The sequence below is a fragment of the Methylomonas methanica genome (assembly GCF_001644035.1).
Classification (GTDB): Bacteria; Pseudomonadota; Gammaproteobacteria; order Methylococcales; family Methylomonadaceae; genus Methylomonas; species Methylomonas methanica_A.
Genome location: NZ_LUUG01000072.1, coordinates 20,909 through 33,623, shown reverse-complemented (window position 1 = coordinate 33,623; position 12,715 = coordinate 20,909). Strand labels below are relative to the sequence as shown.

10 protein-coding genes and 1 pseudogene are annotated in these 12,715 nt (G+C 52.4%); 3 read left to right on the top strand and 8 right to left on the bottom strand.

Annotated elements, in window-relative coordinates; translation table 11 throughout:
- On the bottom strand, nucleotides 1-512 hold a 512-nt coding region (locus tag A1332_RS12205; protein ID WP_269454657.1), incomplete at its 3' end, for a cation-transporting P-type ATPase.
- Nucleotides 513-753: 241 nt separating this feature from the next.
- Between A1332_RS12205 and A1332_RS12200 the strand changes: the two genes are divergently transcribed.
- The 3 genes from A1332_RS12200 to A1332_RS12190 all read left to right on the top strand — a co-directional run bounded on the left by A1332_RS12200 (nucleotide 754) and on the right by A1332_RS12190 (nucleotide 3,658).
- The gene (locus A1332_RS12200) at nucleotides 754-1,179 is read left to right on the top strand and encodes a MarR family winged helix-turn-helix transcriptional regulator (RefSeq protein WP_064008769.1); all 426 of its coding nucleotides are present in this window, start codon (nucleotides 754-756) and stop codon (nucleotides 1,177-1,179) included.
- A 119-nt stretch (nucleotides 1,180-1,298) separates the two neighbouring features.
- A complete protein-coding gene (locus A1332_RS12195) occupies nucleotides 1,299-2,792 on the top strand; it encodes a SulP family inorganic anion transporter (protein ID WP_064008768.1) in 1,494 nt (497 codons plus the stop codon).
- Nucleotides 2,792-3,658 carry a universal stress protein gene (locus tag A1332_RS12190; protein ID WP_064008767.1) on the top strand — a complete coding sequence of 289 codons (867 nt, stop codon included), beginning with the start codon at nucleotides 2,792-2,794 and terminating at the stop codon, nucleotides 3,656-3,658. The genes A1332_RS12195 and A1332_RS12190 overlap by 1 nt, the downstream gene beginning before the upstream one ends.
- A gap of 105 nt (nucleotides 3,659-3,763) precedes the next feature.
- Here A1332_RS12190 and A1332_RS12185 read toward each other — a convergent pair whose 3' ends face one another.
- From A1332_RS12185 to A1332_RS12160, 7 genes and pseudogenes are all read right to left on the bottom strand, one after another.
- Nucleotides 3,764-4,264 carry a hypothetical protein gene (locus tag A1332_RS12185; RefSeq protein WP_231890280.1) on the bottom strand — a complete coding sequence of 167 codons (501 nt, stop codon included), beginning with the start codon at nucleotides 4,262-4,264 and terminating at the stop codon, nucleotides 3,764-3,766.
- A 4-nt stretch (nucleotides 4,265-4,268) separates the two neighbouring features.
- Nucleotides 4,269-4,316, bottom strand: a pseudogene (locus A1332_RS26010) (hypothetical protein); the annotation flags it as partial.
- Nucleotides 4,317-4,506: 190 nt separating this feature from the next.
- Nucleotides 4,507-5,814, bottom strand: a complete 1,308-nt coding sequence (locus A1332_RS12180; protein ID WP_231890279.1) for a TolC family protein — start codon at nucleotides 5,812-5,814, stop codon at nucleotides 4,507-4,509.
- Nucleotides 5,811-8,918, bottom strand: coding sequence for an efflux RND transporter permease subunit (locus tag A1332_RS12175; RefSeq protein WP_064008765.1), 3,108 nt, complete (start codon nucleotides 8,916-8,918; stop codon nucleotides 5,811-5,813). The genes A1332_RS12180 and A1332_RS12175 overlap by 4 nt, the downstream gene beginning before the upstream one ends.
- 9 nt (nucleotides 8,919-8,927) lie before the next feature.
- The gene (locus tag A1332_RS12170; protein WP_064008764.1) at nucleotides 8,928-10,043 is read right to left on the bottom strand and encodes an efflux RND transporter periplasmic adaptor subunit; all 1,116 of its coding nucleotides are present in this window, start codon (nucleotides 10,041-10,043) and stop codon (nucleotides 8,928-8,930) included.
- A 495-nt stretch (nucleotides 10,044-10,538) separates the two neighbouring features.
- Nucleotides 10,539-11,921 (bottom strand): sensor histidine kinase, encoded by a 1,383-nt coding sequence (locus tag A1332_RS12165; RefSeq protein ID WP_064008763.1) that lies wholly within the window; start codon nucleotides 11,919-11,921, stop codon nucleotides 10,539-10,541.
- Entirely contained in the window at nucleotides 11,914-12,588 is a 675-nt protein-coding gene (locus tag A1332_RS12160) for a response regulator transcription factor (RefSeq protein WP_064008762.1), read from the bottom strand. Before A1332_RS12160 ends, A1332_RS12165 begins: the two co-directional genes overlap by 8 nt.
- Nucleotides 12,589-12,715 lie beyond the last annotated feature (127 nt).

Below are 12,715 nucleotides of genomic sequence, written 5' to 3'. Positions count from 1 at the left end.
GTCAGCGCGGACTCATCAATTTGCAACTCTCGGATTTGCAACAAGCGTAAGTCGGCCGGTACTTTGTCGCCGGATTGTAAAAACACCACATCCCCAACCGTCAACTCGTTAGCCGAAATGGAACGGCGTTGACCGTTACGCAGTACCGTTGCTCTGACCGTCAATACCCGGCTGAGCGCATCAATGGCTTTCAGGGCGTTGGATTCCTGAATGAATCCAATAATGGTATTGACTAGTACCACACCAAAAATAACGCTGCTGTCCACCCATTCTTCCAGGAAGCCGGTAATCGCCGCAGCAATCAATAAGATGTAAACCAGCGGCTGGTTTACCTGTTCAAACAGTAACCGCAATGGGCTTTTGCCGCGCTGGGGCGTAAGGCAATTCAAGCCGTATTGTTTCAGGCGTTGTTCAGCCTGGATGTCAGTTAGACCTTGCTGCACATCAATCTGCAAGCCGGTTTCCAATGCATCCAATGATTGATTATGCCAATTTGTTTTCTGAGTTTTCATTTGCTCTAGTAATGGCGGGGTTGTTTCTGCTCAGGATTCTGGGCGAGGCTAGATTTAATCGGTAACTGTCAATTAATTCGATCGCAAATTTTTATAGTCTGGTCAATGGCGATAACGAGTCTTACCTCGCATGCCTTGGATAACCGGACTACTGAACTCTACAGCAAACGTCGCTTGATTGTTAAAAAATTGCCATTCGAATATAATACCTTTTACTTATTATATTAAGAGTTACATATCAGTGCATTCCAAATTCGGCTTTCTCAGTTACGAAATCAGCCACATTATCCGCCAGCGCTTCAATAAGGCCGCAGAACCTATCGGCTTTACTCATGCCCAGTGGCGGGCTTTGGTGCATCTGTCTGAAAATAAAAATTGCCGGCAAATCGATCTGGCTGAGATTCTGGAAATCAAACCGATTACCTTGGTCAAGCAGATCGATTTGCTCGAAGAGTCCGGGATGGTCGTCCGCAACAAGGATATGGATGACAGACGTGCCTATCGCTTATCCATTACCGACAAAGCGCACACGGTGATGGAAGAACTGTGGAAAATTGCCGACGCCGTGGAAATCGAAGTGTTGGCGGCATTGAGCGAGGAAGAAAGACGCCTGATGACGTCCTTGCTAGATCGGGTCAAAAACAGTCTTGCTACTGATTCAAGTTAAGTATACAACCGGTAATCCTGCACAGTGACAATCCACCGTAACCTACCCAACTTACTCCTAATTTCCCGCTCCTACCTTTTGGCTATGCCCTGCATAGCCTTTTTTTATTTAGGTTAAACATGCTCTTTTTATCGAAAAAACAAGACTGGCTAGGCAACATCCGAGGCGATGTGCTGGCCGGCACCGTGGTGGCATTGGCCCTGATCCCGGAAGCCATCGCCTTTTCCATCATCGCCGGGGTCGATCCCAAAGTTGGGCTGTACGCCTCGTTTTGTATTGCGGTGATGACTGCTTTCGTCGGCGGCCGCCCCGGCATGATTTCGGCAGCGACCGGCGCCATGGCCTTGCTAATGGTGACACTGGTCAAGGATCACGGCTTGCAATATCTGTTGGCGGCAACCTTGCTGACCGGCGTGTTTCAGATTATTGCCGGCTACCTGAAGCTCGGCAGTTTAATGAGTTTCGTGTCGCGCTCGGTGGTGACCGGTTTCGTCAACGCCTTGGCGATTCTGATTTTCATGGCACAGTTGCCGGAATTGACTAACGTGACTTGGCATGTTTATGCGATGACCGCCGGTGGCTTGGCGATTATCTATCTATTTCCCTACTTGCCGGTCATCGGTAAATCCGTACCTTCGCCCTTGGTGTGCATTGTCAGCATGACCGCTGTGGCCATGTATTGGCACATCGACATCCGCACCGTCGGCGATATGGGGCAATTGCCGGATACCTTGCCGGTGTTTTTGTGGCCCGATGTGCCGCTGAGCTTGGAAACGCTGAAAATCATTTTGCCTTACTCGCTGCCGCTGGCGGTGGTCGGTATGCTGGAATCCTTGATGACCGCCACCATCGTCGATGAATTGACCGACACCAGCAGCGATAAAAACCGCGAATGCAAGGGCCAGGGTCTGGCCAACATAGGTGCTGGTTTACTGGGCGGTATGGCCGGTTGCGCGATGATTGGTCAGTCGGTGATCAACGTCAAATCCGGTGGTCGTGGGCGCTTGTCCACCTTGGTCGCAGGCACGTTCTTGTTGATCATGGTGGTGTTTCTGGACGAATGGATTTCTAAAATCCCGATGGCCGCGCTGGTGGCGGTGATGATCATGGTATCCATCGGCACCTTTAGCTGGCACTCGATACTTAATCTGAAACAACATCCGCTGTCGACCAACATCGTCATGCTCTCCACCGTAGTCGTGGTAGTTTGGACGCATAATTTGGCATTGGGTGTATTAGTCGGTGTATTGCTGGCATCCTTGTTCTTTGCCAACAAGATCAGCCATTTTATGTATGTGGAATCGAAGCTGGACCAAGACCACAGCACCCGCACGTATAAAGTGGTCGGCCAAGTATTTTTTAATTCGGCCGACAAATTCGTCGCCGGTTTTGACTTCAAGGAAGCCGTGGAAAAAGTGGTCATCGACCTCAATCGCGCTCATTTCTGGGATCTGACCTCGGTCGGTGCACTGGATAAAGTCGTGATCAAGTTTCGCCGCGAAGGCGCCGAGGTTGAAGTTATCGGCATGAATGCGGCAACGAGTACGATTGTCGACCGCTTCGGCGTTCACGATAAGCCCGAAGAAATCGAAAAAGTCATGGGAGGCCATTGATGAATACGACACAAAATTTGGTATTAGCCGGCATCGACGGCTCATCGTTAAGCAACGCCGTCTGCGATTATGCTGCCTGGATTGCGCAAAAAGTCGATGCGCCTTTGAAACTGCTGCACTCCATCGATCACCATCCGGAACATGCCGATCACACCGATATAACCGGCAACATCGGTGTCGATAGTCGTGACCATCTCATGGACGAACTGACCCAACTGGAACAGCAGCGCAGCAAATTGCGCTTGCAACAAGGCAAGCAATTACTGCAAGCCGCCAGGGAACGGGTGATGCAAGCCGGCATTCTCGACCCCCTCACCAATCAACGCCACGGCAGTTTGGTCGAGTCGCTTATCGAGCTGGAAAACGACTTGCGGGTGTTGGTGATCGGCTTGCGCGGCAAGGTACACGAAAACCAGCCGGACAAGATCGGCGCCAAACTGGAATCCATTATCCGCTCGCTGCACAAACCGATTTTGGTGGTCAACGCCGAATTCAAAATACCGCAACGCATCATGCTGGCCTACGATGGTAGTCAAGCTGCCGACAAAGCTTTAGACATGGTAGCCACCAGTCCGCTTTATAAAGGGTTGGTTTGTCATTTGGTGTGCGTGAGCAAGGATGAAGGCAAAGTCCCATTACTCGAAGTCGCCGCCAACAAACTGCAACTGGCCGGTGGTATCGAGGTCATTGCTAAAAAACTGGTCGGCAAACCCGAGCAGGTGCTGTGCGACTATCAAGACCAGCACGCCATCGATATGACCGTGATGGGAGCATTCAGCCATACCCGTATTCACGATTGGCTGTTGGGTAGTTTCACCGTGAAGATGTTGGCTAACAGTCACAAGCCTTTGCTGTTGCTACGTTGATAGATACCGATACTATTGAGGTTTTTGCTTGATTTAAGCGTTTTTATAGCCATCCATATCTGAAATAATTATTTTTTAAATTACCGAACTGCCTGTATTAAGGTATCAAAAAGATTTTTTGCAATAGAAACCACATGAGCTGCTGCCTGATAGGAAGGAATGCTGATACTTGATAAAATCGGCAGCCTCTTCGTCTAAATTGACCCCCGATACGCTTTCTTGAGCTCCTTTTGCCCTTTGAAACAAGGTTTGTTGAGTATCGCGGCTTAATTGGGCTGAATGCGTTTTTGCGTCAACGTCTGCAACCAATTGACCGTATACCTGGGTAAAAGTCGCCTTGCCATTTCGCATGATTGACTGTGTCTCAAGCTTGGCTAATTTCAGGGCATTTCTATTGTCCCCTGACAACCCAGGCATATCAGCAGCGGCGACTTGTCTCGGGCTGGTAATGGCCGCATTAACCCGAAGTGTGCGTGCAGCATCGATACCGGAACTGATCTTAAAACTATCCCCGGCATTCAACACACCACTTGGAAAGGTGATACTAAATCCAGCTGCTGTGGTCGCGGTCGGCAAGGAGGTGTTGGTTATTACTGGTTGTTTCAAGCGCGCGCTGTGACGCTGCCAGTCCCGATACTGCCGAGCCTAGGATGTCCATACTCATTCCAATCCCCTGCTAATTGAGATGGTTATTAGCATGCGCCAAAACCGGATGGTCTTGAGCGGAGGATGGACGGCAAAACCTTGCCGCCGTCAATGCTAATCATGGAAAATTTCTCGCTCATAATATTACCCATACCGATATTCACGTCTCTTGTCGGATTTGGAAGCAATAATTGCACCCGATCTTATTGGATTGGCTCTGCATTAACAGTGTTTACCAGCAAACCGGCCACTTTTAAAATATCTAGTTCAGCCTCGATTTCCGCCTGCATCAAATCCAGATGCGTCAATTCAGTTTCGGTTCGGGAACGTGAGGCGTCGAGAAGTTCCAGTAAACTACCTTTACCAAGTCGATAGCTGGCTTCCCCCATGTCCTTAAGATCATTTAGTTTCCCCATCACCTCCTGTTCAAATTTAATGCGTGTAGCTCGGCGTTTGCTCAATTGGTCCACTACGCGTTCCAAGGCACTTCGGGTTTGGGCATTCGTTAACCCGCGCGCTAAGATAGCCGCCTGTTTTTCGGCATTAGCGCGAGCCATGCCGCCTTGACCACGGTCGAAAATCGGCAGGTCGACGGATACCCCGGCAAAGCTGGTGTTGCCGTAAGGTTTGTCTGTAAAGACCGAACCGACTTGCAGCGACGGAATAGGCCAGCGTTCTCGCTCGGCACGTTCCAATACCGCATCTGCCGCCATTTCGCCTCGTCTTGCCGCCTCAAGCACCGGGTTCAGATTGATGGCATCCGTCCAAAGCTTTTCAATATCGGTCGACACATTCAGATAATCCAATTTGCCCGCCGCTTGTGGTTTCCAGCCGGATAAGCCCAGCAAAACCCCTAACTCACCAGCTGAGGATGATAGATTATTACTGACCGTTTCAAGCCGGGTTTGTACCGCCTTGGTTTCGATTTCGATACGCAGCATATCGTAGCGACTGGCATTGCCGGCCTGAGCGCGTCCCAACACGATGTCGGCCAAATGTCCCATATATCGGGTGGTTTCATCCAGCACCGCAATCCGTTGCTTATCCGCCAGTTGCTTGACAAACAAGCCCCACTCCTGATGAATCAAATCGGCAAATTCGGCGTCAATGTCGGCTGCAGTTACTTCGCGATTTTTTTCAGCGGCATCGACGCGGGCACCACGCTGACCGGCTATCAACACAGGCACCTCCAGGGTAACTTGTTGCTGAACATTGCCGTCGTACATAGTGTTCTGTTTCGTCAACAGGTCGTAGCGGCCGTAACTGATTCTGGGATTTGGCAACACGCCGGCCGCCACCACTTCGGCGTTGGCCGATTCGATGCGTTGCCTCAAGGCGGCAAAGCGGGGGCTCTTTTCCCGAGTAATCTCCATTAACTGCTGGATAGTGACCGTCTCTGGAAGCAATAATGAATCCTCGGCAAGCACCGGCGAAGAACTGAAAATAGCGCTCGCAAAGCAAAAACAAACTGTTGGTAGAACAAGGTTTTTTTTCCAATTACTGTTTTTCATGATGATTCCTCCGGTAGTTCATCCGCTTCTTCGGGGGTAATGAGCCGTTCCGGGGTGATGTATGAGTAAATCACCGGCAACACCAGCATCGCGACGAAAAAAGTGGTGAACATGCCGCCGACGATCACTACTGCAAACGGTTGCTGAGTTTCGCTGCCGATACCGGTGGAAACGGCCATCGGTAATAAACCAAGCAAGGCCAACATCGAAGCCATCAATACCGGTCGCAAGCGGTCGGTTGCACCGTTCAGGATGGCCTCCATCACAGACAACCCTTGTCGTCTGCGATCTTCAGTCGCACTCAGTACGAGTAGACCCATCAACGACACTTGGCCCAACAAAGCTATGAAACCAATCGCGGCGCTGACCGACAAGGGGATGCCGGCCAGCAGCAGTACGAATGCGCCCCCCGTCATGGCAAAGGGTGCGCAGAGTAAGATGGCCAGCGCGCTACGCGCGGACTGCAAGGCACCGTATAACAGACCCAACACGATCAGCACCGCAATCGGCACCACAACACCGAGTCTGGCCATCGCCCGCTGTTGGTTTTCGAACTCGCCGCCCCAGACCAGGAAATGCCCCTCGGGTAGTTCGATCTTGCCTTCTACTGCCTCCATTGCGTCATGCACCACGGAACCGAGGTCGCGATTTTCCACGTTGAATTTTAAGGCCAGGAAGCGGCGATTGGCCTCGCGCTCAATGGAGGTACGACCGCGCTCGGTCGGCAAATCGGCTACTTCCCGTAATGGTATGCGCGCACCGGACGGCGTCGGCAGCAGCAAATTGGCGATTTGCTCGCTATCGCTGCGTTCAACACTGGGCAAAATCACCCGTACTGGTACAGGGCGCTCGTCTTGCCAAAGTTCGGTGACGACTTTGCCCGCTAGCCCAGTTTCAATCGTATCCTGAGCAGCATCGATAGTAATCCCTTGGCGGGCCAGCGCGGAACGATTCAGCTTGATTTGTAACTGCGGCACGATGGATTCTCGATAGAGGTCCAGGTCGATGACGCCCGGAATCTCTTTGAGTCGGCTTTTGGCCTGCTCCAAAACGGCACGCATTTTTTCCAGGTCGTTACCGTAAATCTTTAATACCACCTTGCCTCGCACGCCGCTAACCGCTTCTTCGACGTTGTCTTTGATGGGTTGAGAGAAATTGAAACGCACGCCCGGTATGGCGGCCAGTGACTCACGCATGGCATCCACCAAGGCTTCCTTGTGCCAACCCGGCCGCCATTGTTCGTGAGGTTTGAGATGGACGAAGGTTTCGCTCATGTTGACGCCTTCGTTATCGGTGCCATCCTCGGAACGTCCTTGCTGACTGAGAATGCCTTTAACTTCCGGAAATGCCAGCAGTCGCTGACGCATATCCAACAATACGTCTTGCCCCTTGGCGAGAGCGATGCTGGCCGGCATTTCGACGAACACATGCACATCGCCTTCGTCCAGTTCCGGTAAAAACTCGGTACCGAGACCGCCTACAGCAACAGCGCCGGCCAAAAGTAACCCGGCCGCGGCTGCTAACGTGGTGGTACGGCGAGCGAGCGCCGCGCTGAGGATGCGTTTGTAAGTCCCTCGTAGACGAACCAAAAATTTCGGTTCCTCAATCATGGCATGTTTAGGTTGAATCAGTGCCGCGCAGAGCGCCGGTACCAAGGTCATCGCAAACACCAAGCCGCCCACCAGCGCAAAACTGTAAGTCAAGGCCAAGGGCCGAAAAATACGGCCTTCGACCTGTTCCAGGGTGAAAACCGGAATCAGTGCGGCAATGATGATCAACATGGCATAAAACGTCGGTTTAGCCACATCAAAGGCCGCATTGACAATTAAATGCACCATGTCTCTGTGATTTTTGGGATGTTGATGACTGGCTTGATGGATGACGTTTTCAACCAACACCACGGCGCCATCCAGAATGATGCCGAAATCGATGGCTCCCATGGAGATCAGATTGGCCGGTAATTCCAGGCGATACAAACCGGCAAACGCGACCAACAGCGACAAGGGGATGACGCTGGCCACGATCAGCGAGCCACGGATACTGCGTAGGAACAGCCACACCACACCGACCACTAGCAAGAAGCCATGCAACAGATTGTCATAAACGGTATGCAGTGTTTTGTCGACCAATTCGGTACGATCCAGGAAGGGTACCAGTTTCATGCCGGCGGGCAGGATGCGGGTATTAAGCTCCTCGACTTTCTCATGCACGGCAGCCAACACGCGCGAAGGATTTTGTCCGCGACGCAGTAGCACGATACCTTCCACCGCTTCTTTCTGATCGTTTACACCTACCGCACCCTGGCGAGGCGTGTAGGCTTGCACCATGCGGGCTATATCGCCGACGGTCACCGGTGTGCCGCCCTCGCTTTTCAGCACGATTTTCTTCACATCCTCGGCCGAACTCAGGTAGCCGACACTACGGATCACCATTTGCTGATCGCCATGGCGTAAAAAGCCGGCGCCGACATTGCGGTTGGCACTGGCAATGGCTTGATTGACTTCATCCAGGGTCAGGCCAAAGGAGTCAAGCCTGACGGGATCGATTTCGACATGAAACTCCTTGTAATAGCCGCCAAAGGTCAGCACATCGGCCACGCCTTGTACCTGGCGCATCACGCGTGATACGTTCCATTCCATTTCGGAACGCAGCTCGTACAGCGAATGGCGATCACTGACGACCACAAATTTGTAGATTTCCCCCAGCGGCGTGTAATCCGGCGCTAGCACCGGTTTGACTGCTTCGGGGAGTTCCGCGCCCGTCATGCGCTCGGTAATCAGGGTGCGAGAGTGAAAGCTGTCAACATCATCGCCAAAGGTGATGGTCACCAAAGACAAGCCGAACAAGCTTTGACTGCGCATTTTCAGCATGCCGGGCGTACCGTTGAGCACGCGTTCGAGCGGCACAGTAACTTGGCGCTCGACCTCTTCCGGCGCATAGCCGGGCATCAGGCTAATCACAGTCACCTGGGTGTTGGTGACATCGGGATAGGCTTCTATCGGTGTTTCGATGTAGGCATGAATGCCGAACAAGGCAACGACAAAAGTGACCACCATGGCGGCAATACGCCGATGGACACAGTATTCGATCAAGATTTTTAGCATGTAAGCCTCCTACAGCAGTAAAGAGGCTTCGCCGTCCAGCAGTAACGCACCGCTGACCACGACGCGTTCACCACCGGACAGGCCTTTTAGCACCGGCGTCATACCCTCGCGAGCCTGACCCACTTGTACCGGACGGGCTTCAAAAACATTGGGTGCCGTTTCCACGTAAACCAGGGTTTCGCGGCCATCCTTAATGAGTATCGCCGCCGTGGGCAGAATAATCTGGTTGGGGGACGACGCTTCGATCACGACTCTGGCGTACATACCGGGCCGCAACGGGATCTTCGGATCATCCGGCTCGATGAATACCGATGCCCGCCGCAAGTCGGTCTGAATGGCAGCGCTTTCCGCCACTACATGCCCGACGATGGGGTCCGGCGAAGAGGCCAGTTCAATGATGGCTTTGGCGCCTTTTTCCACCAACAGCAAATCTTTCTCAAACACGTCGGCGATAATCCACGCAGCGGAAGGCTCACCCAGATCGAACAAGGGCGCTCCCGGTTCTACTGCTGCGCCTGTCGAGACATGCGCCTTCAGAATCATGCTGTCCATGGGCGCACGCACGATGACTTCAGCAGCCGATCCATCACCCAACAGTTTTAGAAAATCGCGGCTACGCTCCAACTCCGTTTTAGCTTGCTTGAGTTGTGTTTCGGCTTCCACCCGCTCAATCTCAAGCCCCACCCCCGTGCGCTGCATTTCCATTTGCCGCCGTAAATGATCCTCGGCACGAGCCAATTCGGCTGCTGCACGCGCATAATCCGAACGCATTTGCGTCGCTTCGCCGCTGGCCAGCGTCGCCAGGGGCGCCCCGGCCTTAATCCGGTCGCCGATCTGCACATGAATCTTGGTGATACGCCCGGCAACTACCGTACCTGCCGTGGAGATGGCCTGAGCCCGAAAATCGACACGGGCCGGCGCTGAAATCGTCCCCGCGAAGGCTTCCGGTTGAATTTCCTGGACTTTGATATACGGGAGCGAATCAGGGCGAAGTGAAACCGTTCGCTTGGCAGTGGCCGACGGTTGTTCCGAAGGGCTTGATTGAGTCTCTGGCTCCGGATTGTGCTGCTCGCAGCCGGAAATAAACAGAAAACTGATAAGGCAAAACAAGTAGGTACAACGCATGTCGATTCGATGAAAACGCCAGGGGGTTTAGGGAATATTGCTATAGCCGTAGCATCCTAACGATTAAACCTTTCATCAACCTTTCAACAGCTTATTTATTCAAACCTTCTTGGACCGCATGTTTTGATGTTATGCGCCATCCCTAAATTTTATTTGCAGCCTCGTAGTGAATACCGCAATTTCGGCATACCTCAGCCAACGTGACTGGCTATCTTAATGAAGTGCGCTTCCGGAAAGCCAAAGGTGATTTTCGGTTTTAGGCTGTCGTCGACGAGGACTGATCTATAGGCGCTGGATTGTGACAAGTACAACCGGATGTCAGCAGGATGACGGAGACAAAACAAATCAAATAACTGAGCTGTCTGATGTGATTTTTAGAAAACATTGCAATTTCGAGTGTTTCAAAGGAATTGCGGCGACATTCTAACCGCCCAAGCTTTCACGAACCTTTCAATAGTAGAATCAAACTTCAAGAAGTACCGTAATATTTTGTTTTTATAAGCAACTGCCGAAGACAATTTCAATTCGGGTGCCCCTGCCGCGTGGCCCGCTGCTGACATTGATCTGAGCCGCATGCAGGTCGGCGATTTCCTTGACGATTGCCAGCCCCAGTCCGCAACCCTCTCCACGACTGCCCGGAATTCGGTAAAAACGCTCAAAAATTCTGTCTGCTTCGTTTGCCTGGATGCCAGGGCCGTCATCTTCAACGATCAATCGCGGCTCAAGGCTGGGTTCGATTTTTACGCTGATGTGTCCGCCCGGATTACCGTAACAATTCGCGTTATCCAATAGGTTGCTGAGCAGTTCTCGAAGCAATGCTTCGTCTCCAACTACTCGAACCGCCGCAGTCGGTGCATCAAATCCCAATTCGATGTTGCGTTCCAATGCTTTCGGCACCCAGTCCATACAGCAACTTCGAGCAGATCCGACTAAATCTATAGACTCAAACACCTGAACACTGTGTGATACCGACTCCGAGCGAGCTAAGACTAGTAATTGCGTGCTGAGGTGCGCGACCCGATCGGCAGAGTTTTTGATATGCGCCAGAGCCGGCTTCATGGTTTCAAGGTTATCGGCTAGCAGCGCCCGTTCCGCCTGTACCTTCAAACCGGCTAATGGCGTGCGCAGTTGATGTGCCGCATTTTCGATGAAACGCTGCTGCGTCTTCAGATTAGCGCCGAGCCGATCCAGCAAGGCATTGATGGTATGGGTCAACGAACGGACTTCCAGCGGCACACCGGCATCCGAAATTGGATTTAAGTCTCTGGCCGAACGTTGGGCGATGAGTTTTGCCAGATCGTTGAGAGGACCGAGCCCCCGGTTGATACCGGTCCAGATGTGAAAACCGGTAATCAACACCAGTAAAAGCTGTGGCAGCACTACCGCTAATAAAATTTCATTCATCATACTGCGCCGCTTTTTGAGGGTTTCGGCCACGGAAATTAGCACATCGTCGGTGTCATCAGCCGTCGGCGCGGTGAGCACCGACACAATCCGGACTGTTTGTCCCTGGATTTCGCCGTCGGAAAAAAACGGCTCATTATTAGCCATGGTCGCCAACATCGGACTGGGTAGTCCTTTGTCGCCGGCGATAAAGCCGGCCGCCTCGGATTCCACCTTGAAAAAGGTTTTGTCCATGGCATCCCAACGAAACACTTCGACGGCAATGGGCGGCAGTTCGAAGGTGACTTTGTCCTTCTGAGCCTTGACCTGTTGCGCCAGGGATTTTGCCGAATCCAGCAACCAGCTATCGTAAGCCTGGTCGGCATAATGCAACGCCACGAAATATGACACCGAGGCATCCAGAATCACCACCACGAGCAGCGGTAGCGTCAGTCGTGACAACAGCTGCGCCCGCAAGCTTTGAGGTTTACGCATCGTCGTTTTGCTCCAACAGATAGCCCAATCCACGCAGGGTGCGGATGCCAATGCCCAAAGGCTCCAAACGTTTACGCAAACGATGGATATAGACTTCGATAGCGTTGTCGGCCAGTTCTTCGGAACGCACCGCCAGGCGCTGGGCAATGCTGTCCTTGCTCACTACGCGTCCGGCTTGCAGCAACAAGGCTTCCAGCACGCCATATTCCCGTGGCGGCAAGGTCATAGGCATGGCATCGGTCATAATCTGCTGGCTGCGGATATCCAGCCACAATCGGCCAAACACAATGTCGTGGCTAAAACCGCCATGACTGCGACGCAGTAAAGCTCGCACCCGAGCCTCCAGTTCCCGCAGTTCGAAAGGCTTGGTCATATAATCGTCGGCGCCCAACTCCAGACCGCCGACTCTATCATTAAGGCCATCGCGGGCAGTGAGTATCAATACCGGAATGGCTGACTTTCGGGCCCGTAGTTGCCGTAATACATCGCGTCCATCCATGTCAGGCAGACCCAGGTCGAGGATTACCATGTCATAAGGCTGTGTGCATAGCGCACTGTCGGCATAATTGCCCGTCACCGCCAGTGTGACATCAAATCCCCAGTCGCCAAGGCTCCGGGAAAGACCGTCACCTAACACGGCATCGTCTTCGACCAATAAAATCCTCATCAAAAAGTTTACCGTGTTGAAAGGTTGATGAAAGCTTGCGGTGCTATTATTGCTATTAGTCTGTTAATAATCCAGGTCTGATACATACGGTAAACACTGGAATCAGGGCATGCCGTGTTGTCTGCAT

Excerpts from the sequence above, each read along its gene's own strand:
- A1332_RS12195 (WP_064008768.1), top strand. The coding sequence starts at position 1,299 with ATGCTCTTTTTATCGAAAAAACAAGACTGGCTAGGCAACATCCGAGGC.
- A1332_RS12190 (WP_064008767.1), top strand. The coding sequence starts at position 2,792 with ATGAATACGACACAAAATTTGGTATTAGCCGGCATCGACGGCTCATCG.
- A1332_RS12180 (WP_231890279.1), bottom strand. The coding sequence starts at position 5,814 with ATGAAAAACAGTAATTGGAAAAAAAACCTTGTTCTACCAACAGTTTGT.
- A1332_RS12175 (WP_064008765.1), bottom strand. The coding sequence starts at position 8,918 with ATGCTAAAAATCTTGATCGAATACTGTGTCCATCGGCGTATTGCCGCC.
- A1332_RS12170 (WP_064008764.1), bottom strand. The coding sequence starts at position 10,043 with ATGCGTTGTACCTACTTGTTTTGCCTTATCAGTTTTCTGTTTATTTCC.
- A1332_RS12165 (WP_064008763.1), bottom strand. The coding sequence starts at position 11,921 with ATGCGTAAACCTCAAAGCTTGCGGGCGCAGCTGTTGTCACGACTGACG.
- A1332_RS12160 (WP_064008762.1), bottom strand. The coding sequence starts at position 12,588 with ATGAGGATTTTATTGGTCGAAGACGATGCCGTGTTAGGTGACGGTCTT.